This window comes from Plantibacter sp. CFBP 8775 (assembly GCF_014839505.1).
Classification (GTDB): domain Bacteria; phylum Actinomycetota; class Actinomycetes; order Actinomycetales; family Microbacteriaceae; genus Plantibacter; species Plantibacter auratus.
The window spans coordinates 2,240,777-2,263,804 of the sequence record NZ_JACYNV010000001.1 but is presented as its reverse complement, the minus strand read 5'-3'; the positions used below and the strand labels follow the sequence as shown (position 1 = coordinate 2,263,804).

At 70.4% G+C, this 23,028-nt stretch carries 18 protein-coding genes; 14 read left to right on the top strand and 4 right to left on the bottom strand.

Going from position 1 to position 23,028, the window contains the following annotated elements:
- Window positions 1-6: 6 nt before the first annotated feature.
- Window positions 7-1,266 (bottom strand): extracellular solute-binding protein, encoded by a 1,260-nt coding sequence (locus IFR14_RS10695; protein WP_191941055.1) that lies wholly within the window; start codon window positions 1,264-1,266, stop codon window positions 7-9.
- A gap of 258 nt (window positions 1,267-1,524) precedes the next feature.
- Here IFR14_RS10695 and IFR14_RS10690 point away from each other — a divergent pair, with 258 nt between their 5' ends.
- The 5 genes from IFR14_RS10690 to IFR14_RS10670 are packed head-to-tail and all read left to right on the top strand — an operon-like array spanning window position 1,525 to window position 10,044.
- Entirely contained in the window at window positions 1,525-2,523 is a 999-nt protein-coding gene (locus IFR14_RS10690; protein ID WP_124769272.1) for a LacI family DNA-binding transcriptional regulator, read from the top strand.
- Between the two features lie 52 nt (window positions 2,524-2,575).
- Window positions 2,576-4,786, top strand: coding sequence for an alpha-galactosidase (locus tag IFR14_RS10685; RefSeq protein ID WP_191941054.1), 2,211 nt, complete (start codon window positions 2,576-2,578; stop codon window positions 4,784-4,786).
- 37 nt (window positions 4,787-4,823) lie between these two features.
- The gene (locus IFR14_RS10680; protein ID WP_191941053.1) at window positions 4,824-6,359 is read left to right on the top strand and encodes an alpha-N-arabinofuranosidase; all 1,536 of its coding nucleotides are present in this window, start codon (window positions 4,824-4,826) and stop codon (window positions 6,357-6,359) included.
- Entirely contained in the window at window positions 6,356-7,654 is a 1,299-nt protein-coding gene (locus IFR14_RS10675) for a glycoside hydrolase family 27 protein (protein ID WP_229938819.1), read from the top strand. Before IFR14_RS10680 ends, IFR14_RS10675 begins: the two co-directional genes overlap by 4 nt.
- Entirely contained in the window at window positions 7,654-10,044 is a 2,391-nt protein-coding gene (locus IFR14_RS10670; protein WP_191941052.1) for a glycosyl hydrolase family 95 catalytic domain-containing protein, read from the top strand. The genes IFR14_RS10675 and IFR14_RS10670 overlap by 1 nt, the downstream gene beginning before the upstream one ends.
- Before the next feature lie 20 nt (window positions 10,045-10,064).
- Here IFR14_RS10670 and trxA read toward each other — a convergent pair whose 3' ends face one another.
- On the bottom strand, window positions 10,065-10,442 hold the full coding sequence (gene trxA / locus IFR14_RS10665; protein WP_056006082.1) for a thioredoxin: 378 nt from the start codon (window positions 10,440-10,442) through the stop codon (window positions 10,065-10,067).
- 95 nt (window positions 10,443-10,537) lie between these two features.
- A complete protein-coding gene (locus IFR14_RS10660) occupies window positions 10,538-11,404 on the bottom strand; it encodes a DUF2510 domain-containing protein (protein ID WP_191941051.1) in 867 nt (288 codons plus the stop codon).
- Window positions 11,405-11,547: 143 nt separating this feature from the next.
- On the opposite strand from IFR14_RS10660, the gene IFR14_RS10655 reads away from it, so the two are divergent.
- The 9 genes from IFR14_RS10655 (at window position 11,548) to IFR14_RS10615 (ending at window position 21,281) form a co-directional block, all read left to right on the top strand.
- Window positions 11,548-11,928, top strand: a complete 381-nt coding sequence (locus tag IFR14_RS10655) for a hypothetical protein (protein ID WP_191941050.1) — start codon at window positions 11,548-11,550, stop codon at window positions 11,926-11,928.
- Window positions 11,925-12,767, top strand: a complete 843-nt coding sequence (locus tag IFR14_RS10650; protein ID WP_191941049.1) for a helix-turn-helix transcriptional regulator — start codon at window positions 11,925-11,927, stop codon at window positions 12,765-12,767. The genes IFR14_RS10655 and IFR14_RS10650 overlap by 4 nt, the downstream gene beginning before the upstream one ends.
- Before the next feature lie 163 nt (window positions 12,768-12,930).
- Window positions 12,931-13,992, top strand: coding sequence for an ABC transporter substrate-binding protein (locus IFR14_RS10645; RefSeq protein WP_191941048.1), 1,062 nt, complete (start codon window positions 12,931-12,933; stop codon window positions 13,990-13,992).
- Window positions 13,989-15,098 carry an iron chelate uptake ABC transporter family permease subunit gene (locus IFR14_RS10640; RefSeq protein WP_191941047.1) on the top strand — a complete coding sequence of 370 codons (1,110 nt, stop codon included), beginning with the start codon at window positions 13,989-13,991 and terminating at the stop codon, window positions 15,096-15,098. The genes IFR14_RS10645 and IFR14_RS10640 overlap by 4 nt, the downstream gene beginning before the upstream one ends.
- Complete coding sequence (locus IFR14_RS10635) at window positions 15,095-16,141, top strand: iron chelate uptake ABC transporter family permease subunit (protein ID WP_191941046.1); 1,047 nt, start codon at window positions 15,095-15,097, stop codon at window positions 16,139-16,141. Before IFR14_RS10640 ends, IFR14_RS10635 begins: the two co-directional genes overlap by 4 nt.
- An 11-nt stretch (window positions 16,142-16,152) precedes the next feature.
- Entirely contained in the window at window positions 16,153-16,941 is a 789-nt protein-coding gene (locus IFR14_RS10630) for an ABC transporter ATP-binding protein (RefSeq protein WP_191941045.1), read from the top strand.
- Window positions 16,938-18,590 (top strand): ABC transporter transmembrane domain-containing protein, encoded by a 1,653-nt coding sequence (locus tag IFR14_RS10625; RefSeq protein ID WP_191941044.1) that lies wholly within the window; start codon window positions 16,938-16,940, stop codon window positions 18,588-18,590. The genes IFR14_RS10630 and IFR14_RS10625 overlap by 4 nt, the downstream gene beginning before the upstream one ends.
- A complete protein-coding gene (locus IFR14_RS10620) occupies window positions 18,583-20,394 on the top strand; it encodes an ABC transporter ATP-binding protein (protein ID WP_191941043.1) in 1,812 nt (603 codons plus the stop codon). The genes IFR14_RS10625 and IFR14_RS10620 overlap by 8 nt, the downstream gene beginning before the upstream one ends.
- Complete coding sequence (locus IFR14_RS10615; RefSeq protein WP_191941042.1) at window positions 20,391-21,281, top strand: siderophore-interacting protein; 891 nt, start codon at window positions 20,391-20,393, stop codon at window positions 21,279-21,281. Before IFR14_RS10620 ends, IFR14_RS10615 begins: the two co-directional genes overlap by 4 nt.
- A 30-nt stretch (window positions 21,282-21,311) precedes the next feature.
- On the opposite strand, the gene IFR14_RS10610 is transcribed toward IFR14_RS10615, so the two are convergent.
- Window positions 21,312-23,000, bottom strand: coding sequence for a glycoside hydrolase family 13 protein (locus tag IFR14_RS10610; protein WP_191941041.1), 1,689 nt, complete (start codon window positions 22,998-23,000; stop codon window positions 21,312-21,314).
- Window positions 23,001-23,028: the final 28 nt, after the last annotated feature.

The window sequence follows — 23,028 nt, the reverse complement described above, 5'->3', positions numbered from 1 at the left end:
GTCGGGTCAGCCGCCGAGGGCGTCCTTCACGGCCTTCATCGCGACGTCCCAGGCCTTGTCCGGTGGGGTGTTGCCGGCTTCGACGTCCGTCACGGTGTTGATCATCGCGGAGCCGATCGTCGCCGTCTCCGGACCGTTGAAGAACGGCTTGAACTCCTGCAAGGACTTGCCGAGCACGGCACCGATCTTCGAGTCGCCGAAGAACGGGTCGGTGTAGTCGGCGATCGCCGTGGACTCGTACGCGGAGACCGTGCTGGGCAGGGCGCCGGTGTCGGTGAAGTTCTGCAGCTGCGACTCGGGTGACTGCATCTCCTTGATGTAGGCCCACGCCGCCTCCGGGTTCGCCGCGCGCTTCGGGATGGCGAGGTAGCTGCCGCCCCAGTTGCCGGCGACCTTGGGCACCGTCGTCACGCGCCACTGGCCCGAGGTGTCGGGCGCGTCCGTCTTGATGCTCTTCAGCATCCAGGAGGGAGCTGCCATCGCGGCGAAGGCGCCGTTGGTCTTGCCCGTGCTCCAGCCGGTGGAGAAGGCGGGGACGTTCGCGGTGATGCCGGCCTCGATCGCCTTGATCGAGATGTCGAACGCCTCCTTCACCTGCGGATTCGTGTCGTACACGAGCTCACCCTCGGGCGTGTAGTACTTCTCGTCGACCTGGTTCACGGTCTGGAAGAAGACCGAGGTGCCGGCGTTGTCCAGGAACGGCTTCCCGGTGGCGGCGACGTACTGCTGGCCGACGGAGATGAAGTCGTCCCAGGTGGGCCAGAGTGCCGCGACCGCGTCCGGTTCCGACGGCAGGCCGGCGGCCTCGAAGAGGTCCGCGCGGTACGCCATCGACATCCCGCCCACGTCGGTCGGCACCCCGATGACGGCGTCGTTCTGGGCCACCGCCTGGTCCCAGACCCACGGCAGGTAGTCCCCGGAGATGTCGTCGGCGCCCATCGTGCTCAGGTCGACGAAGTTGTCCGGGTTCGCGACGAAGTTGGGCATGTCGTCCCCCTGGATGAGTACCAGGTCGGGGACCTTGCCGCCGGCCAACGCCGCGGTGAGCGCCTGGGCGGTCTCCTGCGTGCTGCCGACCTCGGTGAGCTTGACGGTGATGTCGGGGTGCGCTTCCTTGTACTTCTCGACATCGGCCTTCTGGTTGATGCCCGTGAAGGACCAGAACTGGAAGGTCTTGTCATCGCCGCCGCCGGACCCGGAACAACCGGTGACCAGGGCGCCGACCATGACGGCGACGGTTGCTGTTGCTGCAAGACGGAATTTCACTGGAAATCCCCCTCCTATGCGGGATCGTGTTCCGCGGTGTCGCGCTACGTTGCGGTCACCGGCCGGAGATCGCTCTCCGGCTCGCGCCGATGTCGACTGGATCGGGGAGCATCCGGACCGTTCGGGCGTGGTGATCACCATAGGCAGCGGGGTTCCAGGGCACCAGGGCAATATTGCGCAAGTCGGAGACCGCTCTCTCGGATTCTGCGATGCTCGTTGCCAGACCACCGCCAGGTGGACGATCGCAAAGGAGCGAGGATGCGCAAACCGACCCTGGTCGACGTCGCCCGAGAGGCCGGTGTCTCCCGAGCGACCGCGTCGCGGGTCCTCGCCGGTGCCTCGACGGTCGACGCCTCGATGGTCGTCGCCGTGCGCGAAGCGGCCGCGAGACTGGCCTACCGCACGAACGTCGCAGCCCGGTCGCTCGCCGGAGGCAGGACGGGCGCCGTCGCGATCGTCCTCGCGGCGGGCGAGCTCGAACCGTTCTCCGGATCGTTCGTCGCGGCACCGCTGAAGGGCGCCACCGCCGCGCTCCTGTCGGCAGCCCAGCAGCCCGCGCTCTTCCTCGCCGACCCGCGCCAACTCGACGCGCTCGTCGCCTACCTGGCGGCGCACTACGTGGACGGGGCGGTGGTGATCCTGCAGCACGAGATCAGCACCATCACCCAGGCGCTCGCCTCGGTGGACCTCCCCATCGTCTTCGTCGGCCGCCCGATGGGTGAGCACACGGAGGACGTCACCTTCGTCGACTCCGACAACTACGCCGGCGGTCGGCTCGCGGCCGAACACCTGATCGCGCTCGGACGCACGCGGATCGGCGTCATCTCGGGCCCCGCCGACATGGCCGCGTCCAGCGACCGTGTCCGAGGCTGGCGGGACGTCCTCACCGAACGCGGCCTCGACACCCGTGCGGTCGCCCGAGGCGACTTCACCATGCCGAGCGGGTCGTCGGCCATGGCACGGTTGCTCTCCCGGTACCCGGACCTCGACGCCGTCTTCGCGGGCTCCGACCTCATGGCGGTCGGCGCGATGCGCGTCCTCGAGGCCAGTGGACGCACGGTCCCGGACGACATCGCGCTCGTCGGATTCGACGACACGGTCGTCGCGGCAACCGCGGAGCCACCGCTGACCTCGGTCCGTCAGCCGTTGGAGCAGATGGGCAGGGTCGCCGCGGAACTCGTCATGGAGCTCATCGCCGGCCGGACGACCGCTCCGCGCTGGCTCGACACCACGCTCGTCGTCCGGGACTCAGCCTGACCTTCGGCCCACCGGCCGTCACACCCGCTTCACCGACCGCTTCGGAGGAACCATGTCCGACCTCTCAGCGACGTTCGAACACCGCGTCGTCCATCTGCAGTGCGACGGCGTCTCCGTCGTCCTCGTCCAGCACGGCACCCGCCTCCCGACGATCGCGCACTGGGGTGCCGCCGTCGATGCCGACGACCTCGAGTGGCTGGCCGCGGCCGCAGCCACCGTGCGCGGCGACCTCGTCGACGGATCGGACGCGCCGTACGAGCCGAGCCTGTTGCCCGAGCACGCGTCGGGCTGGTCGGGTCTCCCCGGCCTCCGCGCGCATCGCGCCGGGACGGCCTGGTCGTCGCGCTTCGACGTGGCCTCGGTCGAGGTCGACAGTGCGGCCCTCCCGGCCGGCGAGGTGCGGCAGTACGGCGCCGCGCTGGTCGAGGTGACCGCGGTCGACGACCAGACCGGCATCGCTCTCCTCATGGCGATCGAACTGACACCGAGTGGCCTGCTGCGCACGCGCGTGACGGTCACGAACCGGGGCGACGACCTCCTGGAGATCGAGGGTGTCGTGCCGGCCCTCCCGATCCCGACCTCGGCTCGGGAGATCCTCGACTTCGCCGGTCGGTGGGGCAACGAGAAGCTGCCGCAGCGGCTTCCGGTCACGACCGGGACACACCTCCGCGAGTCGCGGCACGGTCGCCCCGGTCTCGACGCCACCGGGGTCACCGCGATCGGAACACCGGGGTTCGACAGCCGGACCGGTGACGTCTGGCTGTGCCACGTCGGTTGGAGCGGCAACCACACGATCGGCGTCGAACGCACCGACGGACACCTCGCGTTCCGTGGCGGCGAGCTGCTCCTGCCCGGCGAGGTCCGACTCGGCCCTGGCGAGGACCACCGGACTCCATGGGTGTACGGGGCCTACGGCGTCGGCCTCGATGTCGCCTCGTCGCGGTACCACCGTTGGCTGCGCTCGACCTCGCGGGCGGCTCGGCGTCCGCGCCCCGTCACCCTGAACGTCTGGGAGGCGGTCCTGTTCGATCACGACCTCGACGTCCTCTCCGAGTTGGCGACCCGGGCCGCGGCCATCGGCGTCGAGCGCTACGTGCTCGACGACGGATGGTTCCGCGGACGTCACGACGACACCCGCGGCCTCGGCGACTGGACACCGGACCCCGAGCGTTGGCCGGACGGTCTCGCGCCGCTCGCCGACCGGGTGCGATCGCTCGGCATGGAGTTCGGGCTGTGGTTCGAACCCGAGATGATCAACGAGGACTCCGACCTCGCACGCGAGCACCCGGACTGGATCCTGCGGGCGAGGGACGAGCTCCCGTCGCCCGTCCGGCACCAGCAGGTGCTCGATCTCGGCAATCCGGCGGCCTTCGACCACATCCTGCAGGCCATCGACACACTGGTCGGCGAGCTCGGGATCGCGTACCTGAAATGGGACCACAACCGCGACCTCGTCGATGCCGGGCATCCGTCGACCGGGCGGGCAGCCGTGCACGACCAGACCGAAGCCCTCTACCGGCTGCTCGACGAGCTCCGATCGCGGCACCCGCACCTCGAGATCGAGAGCTGCGCGTCTGGCGGAGGCCGCGTCGACCTCGGTGTCCTCGAGCGGTCCGATCGCGTCCACACCTCCGACAACCACGACCCGATCGAGCGGGCCCGGATGCTCCGGTGGACGGGGCTTCTCGTCCCGCCCGAGATGCTCGGGTCGCACGTGGCCTCGGCCAGATCGGCCACGACCGGACGCACGCACACGCTCCACACCCGGTGCGCGGTCGCCCTCCTCGGGCATTTCGGCGTGGAGTGGGATCTGCGCGAACTCGACGATGCGGATCGGACGACCCTCGCCAGATGGATCGCCGTGTTCACGCGTCATCGCGGACTCATCGCCACCGGCCGCGTCGTCGGCGACGGCGAGTGGGACGACGACGCTCCGACCCTGCACGGGGTCGTCGCGGAGGACGGTACCACCGCGCTGTACACCCTCGTGACTCCCCCGCGGTCGGCCGACTCCCGTCGTCGGGTCCGCCTTCCCGGACTCCGCCCGGACGGTCACTACCGCCTCGCCGTCGCGCAGGACGACTCCCTCGGCCCGCGCTGGGTGATCCCCCGGTGGCTCCGGGATGCGCCGCCACTCGACGCCGACCCGGCCACGCTCGCGGCGGCGCCCGTGCTGAGCGGTGGCCAGCTCGCCGTGATCGGCCTCGACCTCCCCACCTTCCAGCCCGACCGCGCGATCACGATCCTCGTGACCGCCGTCTGACTCACGACCCGCTGCACAGAACAGGACCACATCACCCATGGACTCCACTGCGACCGTCACCGTCGACCTCGACCGGCCGGGCCCCACGATCAATCGACACGTCTACGGCCACTTCGCGGAACACCTCGGGCGCGGGATCTACGACGGCTTCTGGGTCGGCGAGGACTCGCCCGTGCCGAACATCGGCGGCATCCGGCTCGACGTCGTGGAGGCGCTCCGCGAACTGCGCATCCCGAACCTCCGCTGGCCGGGCGGATGCTTCGCGGACCGCTATCACTGGACGAGCGGCATCGGACCTCGCGAGGACCGCCCGAAGCTCGTCAACACGCAATGGGGCGGGACGAGCGAGACCAACGCGTTCGGCACCCACGAGTTCATGGAGCTGTGCGAGCTCCTCGGCGCCGACGCCTACGTCTCGGGCAACCTCGGTTCGGGCACGGTGCAGGAGATGGCCGACTGGATCGAGTACCTGACCGGTGCCGGGGAGACCCCGATGGCCGAGTTGCGTCGGGCGAACGGCCGGGAGGAGCCGTGGGACGTCCCGTTCTGGGGGCTGGGAAACGAGCCCTGGGGATGCGGTGGCAACCTGCGCGCCGGCGCGTACGCGGACCTGGCACGCCAATTCGGCACGTTCTGCGAGAGCGGCGGGAAGGTCCCGCTCTACCGGGTCGCCGCCGGCGCCGACGGGTTCGACGTGGCCTGGACCAAGACGCTGATGGAGGTCGTCGCCGACGTGGCCACCCACCCGTTCTCGGCGACCCCCTGGGAAGCCGTCTCGGTGCACTACTACACGATCGGCGGCAGCTGGAAGGCGAAGGGCAGCGCGACCGGGTTCGACGCCGCGGAGTACTGGAGCACGATCACCGCAGCACAGGGCGTCGAGCAGCTGCTGTCGTCGCACGCCGCCGTCATGGACGTGTACGACCCGGAGGAACGGTTCGGCATGGTGCTCGACGAGTGGGGCACCTGGTGGGACGTCGAGCCGGGCACGCACCCCGGGCATCTGTTCCAGCAGAACACCATCCGCGACGCCATGGTCGCCGCCTGGCACTTCGACGTCTTCCACCGATTCGCGGGCCGGCTGCGCATGGCCAACATCGCGCAGACGGTCAACGTCCTGCAGGCGATGCTCCTGACCGATCCCGACGGCGGCGAGATGGTCCGGACGCCCACCTTCCACGTCTTCGAGATGAACAGCCCGCACCAGGACGCCACGTCCCTCCCGACGCACGTGGTCGGGCCGGTCCGCGACGCCGACGCCGCACACGCGGGTGGCATCCCGACCGTCTCCGCCTCGGCGAGCGTCAAGGACGGCGTCCTCCATTGCTCGCTGACGAACGTCGACCTCGACGCGCCACTCGTCATCGAGGTCGACGTCCGTGGCGGGTCCGTGGTCGAGCCGCACGGCCGGCTGCTCACCGCTGCGCGGCCCGACGCCCACAACCGTCCCGGTGAGACCGACGCCGTGTCACCGCGACCGCTCACGGGTCTCGACGTCACACCGACGGGTCTTCGCGTCACGCTCCCACCGCACTCGTTCGCAACGATCACGGCTCAGGTCGTCGCGCCATGAGCGAGGTTGAGATTGCGGTCACCGAGGTGCGTGCAGCACGTCGGGCGCGGGCGGACCGCCCGCCGATGGGCTGGAACAGCTGGGACTGCTTCGGAGGGTCCGTCACGGAGGCCGAGGTACTTGCCAACGCCGCGTTCCTGGCCGAGCACCTGCTGCCCGTCGGCTGGGACACGGTGGTCGTCGACATCCAGTGGTACGAACCGGCGCCCGGCGTCGGCGACTACGAGCGCGTCTCCCAGCCGACGCTCGACGCCTGGGGCCGACCGCAACCCGCTCCGAACCGGTTCCCGTCTGCGGCGTCGGGCGGCTTCCGCGCGCTCGCCGACCGCGTCCACGCGCTCGGGCTCCGCTTCGGGGTGCACCTCATGCGTGGCGTGCCGCGTCTGGCCGTCGACCTCGACCTACCGATCCTCGGTTCGACCGCCCGCTGCGGGGAGATCGCCGATCCGTCCAACGTCTGCTCGTGGAACCCCGACAACGTCGGCGTCGACATGACCGCCCCGGGCGCCCAGGCCTACTACGACTCGGTCATGGCACAGCTCGCGGACTGGGGTGTCGACCTCATCAAGCTCGACGACGTGCTCTACCCACCGATCCAGACCGCCGAGATCGAGGCCATCTCGCGGGCGATCGACGCGACTGGTCGACCGATGGTGCTCAGCCTGTCCCCGGGGAAGCGACTCTCGACCGAGCACCTCGACACCCTTCGATCGACGGCGCAGCTGTGGCGGATCTCCGACGATCTTTGGGACGACTGGTCGGCGGTGCTCGAACAGTTCCAGCGCCTGGCCCGCTGGGCGCCCCTCCAGCGTCCGGGGGCGTGGGCCGATGCGGACATGCTCCCGCTGGGGCGGATCGGCATCCGCGCCCACGTCGGTTCGGACCGGCTGAGTCGCCTCACCCTGGACGAACAACGGACGCTCATGACCCTCTGGTGCATCGGCCGGTCGCCGCTCTTCTTCGGCGGCCACCTCCCGGACACCCCGGCGCACACGCTCGCGCTCCTGACCAACCCGGACGTGCTCGCACTGCTCGGCAGCGACGGGAGCCGGGAGATCATCCGCGACGGCGACCTCGTCGTCTGGGCGGCTGAGTTCGGCGAGACCCGGTGGCGCGCGGTGTTCTGGCTCGGCGATGGGGACACGGAGCTGCGGGTGCACCTGGCCGATCTCGGTTGCGCCGATCGATCGTCCGTCACCGAGCTGTGGAGTGGTCGGCCGTTGCCGGTCGTCGACGGCGCCGTCGACACGTCCCTGCCCGCGCACGGTGCCGTGCTGCTCCGACTCGACCACTGATGGACCTCCGACAGCAGCGCGTCGAGCGTCATCGAATCGAACTCGACGGACCGGCCACCCGGTTCGTCGATCGGTTCCTCATCGGGAACGGGACGTTGGGCGCGGCGCTCGACGGTGTGCCCGGACGGGAGGGCATCGACCTCTCCCTGGACACGTTGTGGTCTGGAGGTCCGCGACGTCCTGGCGACGGGCCGGCGGGCCGCTCGCTTCCCAGTCCGCTGGAGTCCGTGCGCCGGGCGATCGCCGACGGCGATCCCGTGGCGGCCGATGCCCGCTCGGCTGCACTGCGCGGGACCACGTTCACCGAGTCCTTCCAGCCGCTCGGGCGCCTCACCATCGACTACGCGTCGCCCGACAGCGGTTCGCGCTCGACACGGACCTCCGATCTCGCGCGCGGCGTCGTCGAGACGACGTCCACGAGCGGTGGCGAGGCGGTCACGCTCCACGCGTTCGTGTCGGCGGTGGACGACGTGCTGGTCGTCGAGCTGCTGGGTGACGGTGTCCGTGAACCGCTGGTCGGGTTCGCGACGCCGCACCCGTCGACGACGGAGGAGCGCACGGTCGGCGACACCCGGTGGTGGTCGGCGACCGGCCGTGCGCCGGCGAGCGTGCGACCCTCATATCTCGGCGGTGACGAGGACGAGGCCGTCCGGTACCCGACCGACGTCCCGGACGCCGAGGGTCTCGTCGACGCCGGCATGGCCTGGGCGCTGGTGGTCGCGGTGCAGCCGATCCCGGGCGGGTTCCGCCTCGTCGCCGGTGCACGTTCCGGGCACCGCGGGTGGCGAGAACGACCGTCGGGCGACCCGTCCACGCTGCTGGAGCACGCCCAGGGGACGGTCTCGCGTGCGTTGCAGCGATCCGGCGAAGCGCTGCTCGATCGGCACGTCGCCGACCATCGGTCGCTCTTCGACCGCGTCGAACTGGACCTCTCGGCATCGGCGTCCGCGTCGGCCGACCTCGCGGAGCGCTACTTCGACCTCGGACGGGCGCTCCTCATCGGCAGCTCCCGACCGGGGAGTGAGCCGGCGAACCTCCAGGGGGTCTGGAACGATCAGGTCAGACCGCCCTGGAGCGCGAACTTCACCACCAACATCAACCTCCAGATGAACTACTGGCCGGCGGAGAGCACCGGCCTGGGTGACCTCGTCGAGCCACTCACCCGGTTCATCGGCGAACTGGTGGACGCCGGACAGCGCACCGGCGGCGAGTCCTACGGCCTCGACGGGGCGGCAGCCCACCACAACAGCGACCTCTGGCGACACACGGACGCCGTGCCGCTCGACGCGCACTGGGCGAACTGGCCGAGCGCGCTCCCCTGGCTCGTCGCGCACCTCCACCGCCGTCTGGACGACGGTGGCGCTGATCACGCCGCGCGCGTCGCCGTCCTGCAGACCGTCGAGCCGGTGGTCTCGTTCGTCCTGGGAATGGTCGTCACGGATGCCGCCGGATCGCTGGTCGTGAGTCCGTCGACCTCACCGGAGAACCGGTTCGTGGTCGACACGGATCACACGGCGGCGATGACGGCCGGCGCGGCGATGGATCAGGAGCTGGCGCACGAGTGCCTCCGCGAGTACCTCGCCCTCGCGGAGCGGGTCGGCGACGGCATCGCGGACGTCGGGCTCCTGGCTCGAGCACGCGACACCGTGGCCACCCTCCGACTGCCGCAGGTCGGCCGCGACGGAACACTCCTGGAGTGGGCCGAGGAGCGGGAGCCGACCGAGCCCGGCCACCGACACCTCTCCCACCTGTACGGCCTGTATCCGGGGACGCGGATCACCGAATCGGCCACGCCCGAGCACGTCGAGGCAGCCCGACGCGCACTGCGACGGAGACTCGCGAACGGCGGGGGCGGAACCGGGTGGAGCATGGCCTGGGTCCTCTGCCTGGCCGCACGACTCCGTGATCCAGGGCTCGCGTCCGAGGCGCTCGACACGCTGCTCGGTCCGCTGTCATCGGCCTCGCTGCTCGACCTGCACCCGATGGGCGACCTCGACGACGTGTTCCAGATCGACGGCAACCTGGGTGGGACGGCCGGTGTCGTCGAGTTGCTCGTCCAGGGACACGGCGGTGTCCTGTCGCTGCTGCCGACCCTCCCGGCCGAGTGGTCGGCGGGACGGTTCCGAGGGTTCCGGGTCCGGGGTGGACACGTCGCGGATGTCGAGTGGAGCCGTCATCGCCCCGTCGCGGCGACCCTGCTTCTCACGGCTGGCGGCGTGCTCGTCGAGCTGCCGGACGACGGCTCGACGATCGCCATCACGGGCCCTGGCGGCGCACTGCCGACACGGCTGGAGGACGGCGCGCCGGCCAGGCGGCTGCGGATCAGGCTCGACGAGCCCGGTGTCCACCGGCTCGAGTTCGCGCGTCCGCCCGGCGATCAGGAAGACTGACCGCCTCCTCAGGACGTCGGCTACTCGGCCTGTGCCTCGGCCTTCGCCGCTGCGATGGCGGCGTGCACCTCGGACATGTCGAGACCGCGCACCTGCGAGATGAGGTCCTCGAGTGCCGGCGCGGGGAGGGCACCGGCCTGCGAGAAGACGAGCACGCCGTCGCGGAACGCCATGAGCGTGGGGATCGACGTGATCTGCATCCCGCTCGCGAGCTCCTGGTTCGCCTCAGTGTCGACCTTGGTGAACACGACGTCCTGGTGCTGCTCGCTCGACTGCTCGAAGACGGGGCCGAAAGCCTTGCACGGGCCGCACCACTCGGCCCAGAAGTCGACCAGGACGATGCCTTCGGCCGACACGGTGTCCTCGAAGTTCGAGATGGTCAGTTCCTGCGTGGTCATCATGTGCCCTTCGGATCGGTGGTCGGACGCTTCGCATCCGACTGACGAGCCTACCCGCGGACGACGGGCCGTCCTCCCCTTGTGCCGCGCCGCGGTCAGTGCCCGGGCGGCTGCTCCGGGAGGAGCAGGAGCCGGCGCTGTATCCGCGACATGATCAGGAGCACCCCGCCGAGGACCGCGAACAGGACGCCGCCACCGACGACGATGCCGCCGATGAACCCTCCGAGGAAGCCGTAGCCGTCGCCGCTGCTGTTGACGAGGATGACCACGCCGACGGCCAAGGCGAGCACACCGATCCCGAGGACGACCCAGGACATGACGAGATAGGTGCGGAACGCGCGCGCTCCATGGAACGTCGGCCGGATGCCGTACTGGGTTCCGACGTACTGGGCCCAGCGTGAGCCGGTCCACCACCTCGTCGCCCGAGACGACACGGAGTACCAACCGGCACCGGGACCGTCCTGCTCACCGGGTAACGGACGGCCCACGTCCGTGACCACCGGGGTGCCGACCGGCTGCGGGATCCGCCGCACGGCGGTCGTCTGGGCGGCGATACCGAACCAGAGCAGCGTCAGGAGGAGCATCGGGAATCCGTTGAACGACAGGTGGGTGGACAGCGCGCCGAGGCTGAACTGCGCGATCGCCAGCACGAGGAAGACCGATCCGAACACCCAGGCCAAGCTCGGCTGCTCGGTGGTCGCCCAATCGGTCCCGGGCTTCCCGTTCTTGACCCTGAGCCCCGTCCAATGCGAGCCGTCCCACCATCGGAGCTGATCCGGCCCCGTCGGATACCAGCCCAGCTGCGGTCCGGACGGCAGCTGCGACGGCGACACCATGGGAGTCGGCGCCTGCTGCTTCACCCGTGGCGCGGCGTCGGCCTCCTGAGCAGTCCACTGCGTTCCATCCCACCAGCGCAGCTTGCCCGGCGTCCCCGCCTCGTACCATCCCGGTGCAGCGGTCATCGCTGCTCCTTCCCCCGAAGATCACGCTCATGACGTCCATGCAGCGACCCCAGTGTCCCGTCTGCGGGTCATCGCGGCAAGCCGCCGTTGTCGAACATCGTGCGAGCCAGGTAGGTTGACGGCGACGCGACGAAGGGACCACCGTGGCCAGACGCAAGACGCCGGAGCAGATCGCCGACGAGGAACGTCGCTACGAGCTCGCGAGATCGGCAAGCACGTTCGAGGAGTTCTCCGTCCTCGCGAACGACCCCAATCAGGCGATCCGCGCCGCTGCGGCGCACAACCCGGCAGCCGACCCAGCGGCGTTGGAGCTCTTCCTCAAGGATCGATTCTGGGGTGCGCGCATCGAGATCGCGCTGCACCCGAACGCGACCGAGGAGCTCTTGCTCCGCCTCCTCGAAGCCGATCCGCGCAAGCGTGGCGTCGTCCACCACGAGGCGGAACACCGTCTGGCCGCGAAGGGCGTCCACTTCGACGACGACGGCCTCCCGCTGATCGGCGACGCCGGCACGAGCGCTCGTTGAGCCCGTACAGCCAGGTCGACTGGGACGCGAGCCCCGAGCATCCGTCGTCCGTCGCCGAACCGTATCTGATGGGCACCGGCGTCGTCACCGACGAGGACACCGGGAGTCGACCGCTCTCGCCACCGCACCGTCATCCGGACGCCATGCTCGCCTGGTGCTACCGCGGCACCGTGTGGGTGCACCTCCCGAACGCGTTGTGGCGCCTCGCACCGGGTCAGGGCGTGTGGATCCCAGCACACACGCCGCACACCGCGCACCACGAGCGCGACTCCACCGGGTGCTACACCTACCTCCCCGCCAGCTCGCTGATCGCGCCCGTCGAGACCGTCACCCAGGTCCTGGTCCCGCGTGCGGTGCAGGAGATGTTGCTCCACCTCGGGATCAACGACATGCCGACCGACCTCCGGGTCCGTGCGCAGGCGGTCCTCATCGAGATGCTGCAGCAGCCCGCGCCGGAGACGGCGGACGGCTGGGGCGAGATCCCGATGCCGTCTGACGATCGTGTCCGTCCGCTCGTCCGTGCGATCCTCGCCGACCCGGGTGACCTCCGGGGCGCGCGCGAGCTGTTGGACGTGCACGGCCTCCACGAGCGCACCGTGCTGCGGATCTTCCAGCACGACACCGGGATGAGTTTCGCCCGGTGGCGGACGGGTGTCCGGATGACGCTGGCGGCGCGGCTGATCATCGACGGCATGCCGATCGGGGCGGCCGCGCACCGGTGCGGGTACGCGTCCTCGAGCGCCTTCTCCGCGAGCTTCCGAGCCCGGTTCGGCATGACCCCGCGGGAGTACGTGGAACGGGTGCAGGCGGACCCCGCCCATCAGCTCTACTGGCGCTGATCCACCCGGGCACGCATCGTCGTGTCGGATCGGCGACAGAACTCGTCGGATACTCGACACTGTCGCGCGCGGAAGCGCCCTACGATCGTTCTGTTAGGACATGCTTACCTAACTTCTGGATCGCCAGCGGTGATCCCACTCCCCCCCTCTTCAAAGGAGCCCCATGCCGCACGCTTTCGCGCGCCCGAACGTCCGCCGAGGATCCACCCTCCTCGCCGCCGTCATCGCCACCGCTCTCGCCCTCGCCGGATGTTCGGCCGCCACCGGCGACACCGGATCGACGACGGCATCGACCGACGGCGTCGTCATCGAACACGCCCACGGTGAGACCGTCATCCCGGAGAAGCCGGAACGGATCGTGGCCCTCGGGTGGATGACGCCCGACATCGTCGCCGCCCTCGGCACCAACCCCGTCGGCATCGAAGAGGTCTGGGGAGCCGGTGAGAGCGGCTACCAGCCCTGGTTCGAGGACTACGTCTCCGAGGCGTACGGCGAGATGCCCGAGATCATCCCCTTCACGGACGACGGCCCGAACTACGAGGCGATCAAGTCGTTGAAGCCCGACCTGATCCTCAGCCTCTACTCCGGTGTCACCGACATCGAATACGAGCGGCTCACCGAGATCGCCCCGACCGTCCCGTACATCGAGGGACCCTGGAACCCGGGCACCTGGGAGGGCATGACCCGCACCGTCGGGAAGGCGATGTCGGAGGAGGCCAAGGCCGAGGAGCTCATCGGCGAGACCGAGGACCTCATCAGCTCCCTCGCCGACGCACACCCCGAGTTCGACGACAAGAGCTTCGTCTGGGGCCTCACCCTGAACGAGGGCGGGACGGACCTCGGCGTCTACCTCGAGTACGACCCGCGGGTCCGCATCACCGAAGCGCTCGGCTTCACCTCGACGTCGGCGATGGACAGCTTCCTCGCGAGCGCCGAGGGCGACAACTGGTACACCGGCGTCAGCCTCGAGCAGCTCTACGACGTGGACGCCGACCTGTTCGCCGCGTGGGGCGGGAGTGCCGAGGAAGGGACGTACACGGTCGAGAACGCCGTGGTGTCGCGCTGGTCGCCGATCGCCGCCGGGTCCTACGTGATCTACGCCGACGCCGCCAAGGCCTCGGCCATCAGCGCGCCGACCGTCCTGTCCCTGCAGTACGTCCTGCCCGGCTACGTCGACGACCTCGCAGCGGCGCTGCAGGGCGAGCCGACCATCGACGGCAAGTGACGTCGGAGATCTCCCGGTCCGCCGCCCCGTCAGCAGCGCCGGCTGCGGGCGGGGCGGCGGACGTCCCGACGCCCGGTGGGGCCGGACGCGCGGACGTCTCGCCCCACCGCACCGGGACCCTCGCCGTCGGGCTCCTCGTCGCCACCGTGGTGCTGATCGCCGCAGCCGTCGCCTCGCTCGCCATCGGCAATCGGGCCATCGATCCACTGACCGTCGTCCGTGCGCTCGCCGCCTACGACGACGCGAACCCCCTGCACCTCATGGTCATGGAGCTCCGCGTCCCACGGACGCTGCTCGGCATCCTGGTCGGTGCGGCGCTCGCCGTCTGCGGCGGGCTCATCCAGGCCTTCACCCGCAACCCGCTCGCCGACCCGGGCATCCTCGGGGTGAACGCCGGTGCGTCGTTCGCCGTGACCTTCGCGGTCGGTGTCCTGGGACTGACGACTCCCGGCACCTACGTCCCGTTCGCCCTGGCGGGTGCGTTCATCCTCACGGTGATCGTCTACACGCTCGGATCCGTGGGAGCCTCGGGCGCGACCCCGATGAAACTGACCCTCGCGGGGGTCGCCCTCGGTGCCGCCTGCACCGGTTTCACCACCGCGATCGTGCTGCGGGACGAAGGCACCCTCCAGGTCATGCGCTTCTGGAGCGTGGGATCCATCGGTGGACGCACCCTCGACCAGCTCACGTGGGCTGCTCCGCTGATCGTCGCGGGCCTCGTGATCGGTCTGCTCTGCGCCCGGTCGCTGAATGCCCTGACCCTGGGAGACGAGCTCGCCCAGGCGCTCGGTGCGCGAGTGCGCAGCACCCGGGTGTGGGTCGTCGTGGCCGTCACCCTCCTGGCCGGCACGGGCGTCGCAGCCGCCGGTCCCATCGCCTTCGTGGGACTCATGATCCCCCATGTCGTGCGGTGGTTCACAGGCCCCGACCAACGCTGGGTGCTGACGTACTCGATGGTGATCGGCCCCGCGTTCCTGCTGCTCGCAGACGTCCTCGGCCGGATCGTGTTGCCGTCCGGAGAGCTCCGGGTGGGGATCGTCACGGCGCTCCTCGGCGCTCCCATCCTGATCATGCTGGTGCGTCGGAAGCGGGTGAGCGGACTGTGAGCGTCATCGACCATGGACGACGGCTGATCCGCGTGGAGACCGCGCACATCGCGACGCTCGTACCCGTGCGGTCCGTCCTCGTGTGCCTCGCTCTCATCGTGGTGATCATCGGAGCAGGGCTGTTCGCGACGACGATCGGAGCGTACGAGATCGGCTTCGACGCGGTGATCCGGGCGATCGTCGACCCCGCATCCGACCCGGACGTCCGCCAGGTCGTGACCGAGTGGCGACTGCCGAGGGTGCTGTTCGCGGTGCTCTGCGGAGCGGCGCTCGCGCTCGCCGGGGGGATCTTCCAGTCGCTCACCCGCAACCCGCTCGGCTCACCGGACATCATCGGATTCGGTGTCGGCGCGCAGTTCGGCGTCACGCTGACGATGCTCGTCCTCGGGCTCAACACCTACCTGTTCAAAGCCGCCGGGGCACTCGTCGGCGGTCTGCTGACCGCCCTGCTCGTCGCCGTCCTCGCGAACCGCCACACCATGTCGTCCTTCCGGCTGATCATCGTCGGCATCGGCGTCTCGGCCGGGCTCGGTTCCCTCACCTCCTGGATCCTCATCTCCGTCAGCGTCGAGCAGGCGATGATGGCGGCCACGTGGGGGGCCGGATCCCTCACCTCGCTCGGCTTCGACCAGCTCCTCCCCGCCGCCACGGCCTTCGTCGTGTTCGCCATGCTTGCTCGGCCACTCCGACGTTCGCTCCCCGTGCTCGAGATGGGCGACGACGCCGCCATGGCCCTCGGCGTGCGCCCTGGACGCACCCGGCTGATCGCCATGGTGGTCGGTGTGGCCCTCGTGGCGCTCGTCACCGCCGCCGCCGGCCCGATCTCGTTCATCGCCTTGGCCGCCCCGCAGATCGCTCAACGGCTCACCCGCTCGAACACCCCGATGGGCCTCGCGCCGGTGATGCTCACCGGAGCCGCCCTGGTCGTCGTCTCCGACGCCGTCGCCCAGCTGCTCGCGGTCCCGGTCGGCGTGGTGACGCTCTCGGTCGGTGGCATCTATCTGACCTGCCTGCTGGCCGCCCAGTTCGTGCGCCGCACGTGAAAGGAACTCCCATGACCACGTCGCTCCTCGCCCGCGACCTCACCCTGGGCTACGGCGATGCTCCGATCGTCTCCGAGCTGTCGCTCGAGGTGCCGGACGACTCGTTCACGATCATCATCGGACCGAACGCCTGCGGCAAGTCGACCCTGCTCCGCGGACTCGCACGGCTCCTGCGCCCGACCGCCGGTGCCGTCCTCCTCGACGGGGCGGACATCCGCGCGTCGAAACCGAAGGACACCGCTCGCCGACTCGGGCTCCTCCCCCAATCCGCCATCGCCCCCGACGGGATCACCGTCGCCGACCTCGTCGGGCGTGGGCGGTTCCCGCACCAGAGCGCGATGCGGACGTGGAGCAGCGCCGACGAAACGGCTGTCTCGGAGGCGATGGCCGCGACCGGGGTCACGGAGCTGTCCCGCCGGCTGGTCGACGAGCTCTCGGGCGGCCAACGGCAACGTGTCTGGGTCGCGATGGCACTCGCCCAGCAGACGAAGCACCTGCTGCTCGACGAGCCGACGACCTTCCTCGACATCGCGCACCAGATCGAGCTGATGGAGCTGTTCACGGATCTGCACCGCAGTGGCACCACCCTCGTCTCGGTCCTCCACGACCTCAACCACGCCGCCCGCTATGCGACGCATCTCGTCGCGATGCGCGACGGCGCGATCGTCGCCCAGGGCGATCCGCAGGAGATCATCACCGCCGACCTCGTGGAGGCCGTGTACGACCTGCCATGCCAGGTCATCACCGACCCCGTCTCTGGTACCCCGCTGGTGCTCCCGCTCGGACGGCGGAGCCGATGAGCAAGACGACGACCAGCACGCCGCGGCGCCTCTTCGGCATCGCGCTGGGAGCGGACGGTCGCGGCGCCATGCTCGTCGCCGCAACCGGCCTCCTCATCGTGCACGCCCTGTCGGAGGCGGCGATCCCCGTGATCATCGGGGCGACCATCGACCGTGCGGTGGTGCCGTCCGATCCGGTCGCCCTCGGGATCTGGATCGGGGTCCTGGTCGGAACCTTCCTCGTCCTGACGGTGAGCTACCAGTCGGCGTCGCGCCTCATGGTGTCGATCTACGGGCACGGCGAACAGGCGCTCCGACACCTCACGCTGTCCCGGATGCTTCGGCCGCAGCTCTCGCGACAGAACCTTTCGGCGGGTGAGGCGCTGACGGTCGTCACGTCCGACACCTACCGGGTGGCCGGGGTCGCCTGGTCGGTCGCGCAGCAGTCGGCGACCATCGCGGCCATCATCGGAGCCGCCCTGGCGATGTCGGTGATCTCGCCGGTGGCGACGATCGTGGTGTTCGTGTCGACCATCGGGATGATGCTCGTCATGCGCGTCGTCTCTCGACCACTGGAACGCCGAGGCTTCGCCGAGCAACGGGCGGCGACCGAGGCCGGAGCGGTGGCCGCCGACTTCATGAGCGGGTTCCGGGTGCTCGTGGGCATCGGCGGGCGTGCTGAGGCCGTTCGCCGGTATGACGCCGCCAGTGACGTCTCACGACGCGCAGCGACGGCCGCCGGGCGGTCCCTCGCCCTCTTCGACGCCGTGAGCGGCACGCTGGCGGCATTCGTCATGGCCGCACTCGTCGGCCTGTCCGCCTGGTTCGCCGCGGAGGGGCGGATCAGCATCGGCGAGCTCGTGACGGTGCTCGGCCTCGCGCAGTTCATCAGCGGATACCTCGCACAGGCGGGTTCCTTCCCCTCGAACTGGATCCACAAGCTCGCGTCCGCCAAACGCCTGGCCGCGGTCGTCGACGCCGACGACCTGCTCGAAACGGGCGGTCGGCTGGGCGAGACATCCGGCTCCGGCCCTGCGACCGACGTCGTGCTGTCCTTCCGCTCCGAACACCAGGCCCGACCGGTGGAGGTCCGTGCTGGTGAACTGCTCGGCGTCCGGCCGCCCGACAGCGACACGGCGCGGGCCCTCTCCCGCCTGCTCGGCATGCGGACCCCCGCCGAGCGCGGCAGCGTCTCGCTCGCCGTCGACGGCAGACTCGTCGACCAGCTGGACCTCGACCCGGTGGCGTACCGCCGTCGTGTGGTCGCGCCACCGCACGGCCAGCGCATCATGAGCGGCACCCTGGCGGAGGCGGTCCGCGGTCATGACGTGACCGGCGACCCGGATGCGGTGTTCGTGGGCATGGCGGCGCTCGACGACGCGGTCGTGCAGCTCGGCGGCTGGTCGTCACCGGTCGGTGAGGCGGGCAGACGGCTCTCCGGCGGGCAGCGCCAGCGCGTCGGCATCGCCAGGGCGCTCCATGCCGGTGCGGACGTGCTCGTCCTCGACGAACCGACGTCGGCCGTCGACGTCCTCACGGAGACCCGCATCGCCCGAGCGCTCGCGGCGCACGACGGCACCGTCGTCGTCATCACCACCTCGCCGGTCCTGTTGAACGCCTGCGACCGGGTCGTCGAACTCACTCCCGGTTCGGAGACCCGCCATGACTGATCCCGCCACGGAGCCCACCACCGCCGAGATGCTCCCCGTCGCCGACGGCTCCCGCGTCCGAACCGTCGTCGGTGCCCTCCTCAGACGCCACGGCGGACGGACCGCCGCCGTGGTGGTCCTCTTCCTCGCAGCCGCCGCACTGGGCGTCGTGATGCCCGCGTGTCTCGGGCGGATCGTGGACGCCGTCGCTTCCGACGCCGGGCTGAGCGTCGTCTCAGGCTGGGTGGCCGCAGCCGCCGTCGGGGCTGTCGGGGCCGTCGCGGTGACGCTGTGGGCGACTCGGGTGCTCACGGGGCTGGTGCAGGACCTGCTCGCCGAACTGCGCGAGGACGTGTTCGCCTCGGCCATGCGGCTCCCGGTGAGCACCGTCGACGACGGTGAGCGTGCCGATCTCCTGTCCCGGGTCACCGGCGACGTCGACGCGGTCGCGGAGGCCGGCGGGAACGTCGCCCCGACACTGCTCTCCGCCGGGTTCGCGATCGGGGTGTCGGCCGTCGCCCTGGCAGCCGTCGACCCGTGGCTCGCGCTCGCCGGTCTCGCCTCGGCGCCGTGCTACGTCCTCGGGACCCGTGCGTTCCTCCGGCGATCCCGCGTGGTGTTCCGCACGGTCAGGATCCGCGAGGCATCACGCAGTCAGGCCGTGCTGGACGCGGTCGACGGCGCGGAGACGCTCGCCGCGTTCACCGGGACGGACCACGCGCTCGAACGCGTCCGGGAATGCGCGGCCGCCTCCATCGACGCGCAGATCGAGGGTGTGCGCGTCGCGAACCGTTTGTTCCGATGGATCAACTCGGGTGAGCTCCTCGGGCTGTCGGCGATCCTGGCGACCGGCTTCCTCCTCAACCTGCAGGGCACGATCACCGTCGGGCTCGTGACCACCGCCGCGCTCCTGTTCCACCGGCTGTTCGATCCGGTCGGCCGGCTCATCTTCGGGCTCGACGACATCCAGCGGGCCACGGTCGGGCTGGCTCGGCTGGTCGGGGTCATCGACCTCGCAGCAGCGTCGTCCGCGATGCCGGAGTCGCCCTCGCCCGTCGGCGGTGCCGCAGGCGGCGTCGCCGCAGCGCCGGCGATCCGAGTGCGCGACCTGACGTTCCGGTATCCGACCACGGACCGTGGGATCGCGGAGGTCACCATCGACGTACCGCCCCGGACGACCACGGCGCTCGTCGGCACGTCCGGCTCGGGCAAGAGCACCCTGGCGCGGGTCGTCGCCGGGCACCATCCGCCGACGTCCGGGCGGGTGCTCGTCGACGACACCCCGTACTACCTGTCGCAGGAGCTCCACCACTTCCGTGGCTCGATCGCCGACAACCTCCGGCTCGGGGCTCCGGACGCCAGCCGGGACGAGATGGTCTCGGCGCTCCGTGCCGTCGGAGCCGAGTGGGCGGTCACCGCGTTGCAGGACGACCCGGCGGCGGACCCGACCGACTCGAGGGAGTCGCCCGTGCCGCTGGACGAGGGACGCATCCAGCAACTCGCGGTCGCTCGGGCGTTCCTGGCGGACCCGGCGATCGTGATCCTCGATGAGGCGACGGCCGACGTCGGCTTGCACCATCGCGACGCCGTCGAAGCGGCGATCGCCGTCCTCCGGACGGACCGGACCGCGCTGCTGATCGCGCACCGGTTGGAGCAGGCCGCCACCGCCGACCGGATCGCGGTCTTCGCGGACGGTCGGATCGTCCAACACGGCACGCACGCGGAACTCCTCGCCTCCCCCGGCCCCTACCGCGAGTCCTGGCTCGCGCACAGGCCGCACCCGACCCAGCACACCGAACCGACCCGAGAGGCCGAGACGCCATGAAGATCCACCGCGGCATCGTGACCGCAGCGACACCCCTGAGTCCGAACCTGATCCGCATCACCCTCGGCGGTCCGGGCGTCGAGGACTTCGTCAGCACCGGCACGGGCGATGAGTACGTCCGCGTCTTCTTCCCCCACGGTGCCGACCCGACGGAGGTCTCGCTCCCGGTACCGGCAGGCGACTGGTGGGAGACGCCGGAGGGCTCCCCGCAGGCACCGATGCGGACGTACACGATCAGCGCCGTGCGGCAGGATCCGGTCGAGATCGACATCGACTTCGTCGTGCACGAGGCCGGGGTCGCGGGGCCGTGGGCGGCTCGCGCCCAGCCCGGGCACGTGCTCGGCCTGAACTCGCCCACCGGCCTGTACGCGCCGCCCGCCGACATCGGTTGGCAGGTCCTCGTCGCTGACCTCACCGGTCTTCCCGCGGTCACGCGCATCGTCGCACAGACACCGCCCGGACTGCGGACCCGCGTGGTGCTCGAGGTACCGAGCGAGCGGGATCGGATCGCGGTCGAGACGAACGACGACGTGACGGTCACCTGGGTGGTGGGCGGCAACGGACACGGCCCGAGCGCCTTGGGTCGGCTCGTCCGGAGTGTCGTGGACGAGCGCCTCCCGCTCGATCAGGGCTACATCTGGGTGGCGGGTGAGACGGTGGCCCTCCGTGACGTGCGCAAGTATCTGCGCAAGGAGCTCGGGCTACCCGCCACCCGCTTCAAGGTGGTCGGGTACTGGACGCCGATCACCGCGTGGGACGAGAAGTTCGCCGCCCTCCCGGCGTCCGTCCAACAGGAGCTCGACGCGATCTGGAGCACCGAGGAGGACGCCGAGCCGGAGGACGTGCAGATCCGGTTCGAGGAGCAGCTCGACCGCCTCGGCCTCTGATCGCGGTGGGGCGTGTGCCCACGGCCACCATCACCCCAGCAGGCCGACCGGCGCGATCCAGACCGTGGACTCCCCCGGAACCGCGCCGGCCTGGAGGGCACCCAGGACGACGGCATCGTGCTCCGCCTCGAGCGGGAACGGCTCGGTACCGAAGTTCGTCACGACCTGCCAACCGTTCGGCCGCACGAACCGGATGACGTCCGCCCGCCCCGTCTCGATCCACTCGAGGCGCTCCTCGGTCTGCAGCAGCCTCCGCAGTCGGAGTGCCTCGCGGTAGAGCGAGAGCGTCGAGGTCGGATCCGCAGCCTCGACGTCGACCGCGTACTCGGCGAACCAGGCTGGTTGCGGCAGGTGCGCGACCGCACCTCCGAAGCCGAAGGCCGGTCGGTCCGCCGACCACGGCAACGGCACGCGGCAACCGTCGCGGCCCAGCCCGTCGTATTCGCCGCCGCGGAAGAACGCGGGGTCCTGACGCTGTTCCGCCGTGATTGCGGCGACCTCCTGCAGGCCGAGCTCCTCCCCCTGGTAGAGGTAGGTGCTGCCGGGAAGTCCGAGGAGCAGGAGCGTCGCCGCTCGCGCGCGTCTGAGCCCCTGGTCGCGATCGATGTCGGCCTCAGGTCCGCCCGCTGCGACCCACTCGGTGCCTTGCTTCACCGGTCGTCCGGCCAGGGGCGGGAGTCCGTACCGTGTGGCGTGACGGGTCACATCGTGGTTGGACAGCACCCACGTCGTCGACGACCCCGTCTCCGCCGCCTGTGCCAGGTTGTCGGTGATGACCGTGCGGAACTCGTCGGCATCGAAGTCCGCCTCGAGCAGGTCGAAGTTGAAGGCCTGGCCGAGTCCCTCGGCCGATGCGTACTTCGCCCGGCGCTCAGGTGAACTCACCCACGCTTCGGCGACCGCGGTGCGCGGCGGGTCGTACTCCTCGAACACCCGCCGCCATTCGGCGTAGACCTCGTGCACGTCGTCGCGGTCGAGCAGCGGGTGGGTGCCGTCCTGCGGCATCCGCTCCAGTTCAGCGCGGGTCGGTAGCGGTTCGGTGAGGTCTTTCGTGAGCATGTGCGCGACGTCGATCCGGAAGCCGTCCACGCCCCGATCCGACCAGAACCGCAGCGTCTTCAGGAAGTCGGCGCGGACCTCGGGGTGGTCCCAGTTGAGGTCCGGCTGCTCGGTGGCGAAGTTGTGGAAGTACCACTGGCCGTCCTCGACCCGCTCCCAGGCGGGGCCACCGAAGACCGACTCCCAGTCGGTGGGCGGTTCCTCCCCCGATGCGCCCTTCCCCTCGCGGAAGACGTATCGGTCGCGTGCCGCCGACCCGCGCCCGGCGGCGAGTGCCTCCTGGAACCACTCGTGCAGATCCGAGGTGTGGTTCGGCACGATGTCGACGATGACCCGGATACCGCGCTCGTGCAGTGCGGCGATCAGTTCATCGAAGTCCTCCAGCGTGCCGAGCCGCGGGTCGACGTCGCGGTAGTCCGCGACGTCGTACCCGCCGTCGGCCAGCGCCGAGGGATAGAACGGACTGAGCCAGATCGCGTCGATCCCGAGGCCGGCGAGATAGTCGACCCGGGAGCGGATGCCGGGCAGGTCGCCGAGACCGTCCCCGTCCGCGTCGGCGAAGCTCCGCGGGTAGATCTGGTACACGGCGGCCTGACGCCACCAGGTGGCGTCGGCGGACTCGGTGTCGGTGTCGGTGTCGACGAGTAGTGCGTCGGTCATGACGGCGTGGTCCTCGATTTCTCTGATG

Coding starts and splice junctions, on each gene's coding strand:
- IFR14_RS10690 (WP_124769272.1), top strand. CDS start 1,525: ATGCGCAAACCGACCCTGGTCGACGTCGCCCGAGAGGCCGGTGTCTCC.
- IFR14_RS10685 (WP_191941054.1), top strand. CDS start 2,576: ATGTCCGACCTCTCAGCGACGTTCGAACACCGCGTCGTCCATCTGCAG.
- IFR14_RS10680 (WP_191941053.1), top strand. CDS start 4,824: ATGGACTCCACTGCGACCGTCACCGTCGACCTCGACCGGCCGGGCCCC.
- IFR14_RS10675 (WP_229938819.1), top strand. CDS start 6,356: ATGAGCGAGGTTGAGATTGCGGTCACCGAGGTGCGTGCAGCACGTCGG.
- IFR14_RS10670 (WP_191941052.1), top strand. CDS start 7,654: ATGGACCTCCGACAGCAGCGCGTCGAGCGTCATCGAATCGAACTCGAC.
- trxA (WP_056006082.1), bottom strand. CDS start 10,442: ATGACCACGCAGGAACTGACCATCTCGAACTTCGAGGACACCGTGTCG.
- IFR14_RS10660 (WP_191941051.1), bottom strand. CDS start 11,404: ATGACCGCTGCACCGGGATGGTACGAGGCGGGGACGCCGGGCAAGCTG.
- IFR14_RS10645 (WP_191941048.1), top strand. CDS start 12,931: ATGCCGCACGCTTTCGCGCGCCCGAACGTCCGCCGAGGATCCACCCTC.
- IFR14_RS10630 (WP_191941045.1), top strand. CDS start 16,153: ATGACCACGTCGCTCCTCGCCCGCGACCTCACCCTGGGCTACGGCGAT.
- IFR14_RS10625 (WP_191941044.1), top strand. CDS start 16,938: ATGAGCAAGACGACGACCAGCACGCCGCGGCGCCTCTTCGGCATCGCG.
- IFR14_RS10620 (WP_191941043.1), top strand. CDS start 18,583: ATGACTGATCCCGCCACGGAGCCCACCACCGCCGAGATGCTCCCCGTC.
- IFR14_RS10615 (WP_191941042.1), top strand. CDS start 20,391: ATGAAGATCCACCGCGGCATCGTGACCGCAGCGACACCCCTGAGTCCG.
- IFR14_RS10610 (WP_191941041.1), bottom strand. CDS start 23,000: ATGACCGACGCACTACTCGTCGACACCGACACCGACACCGAGTCCGCC.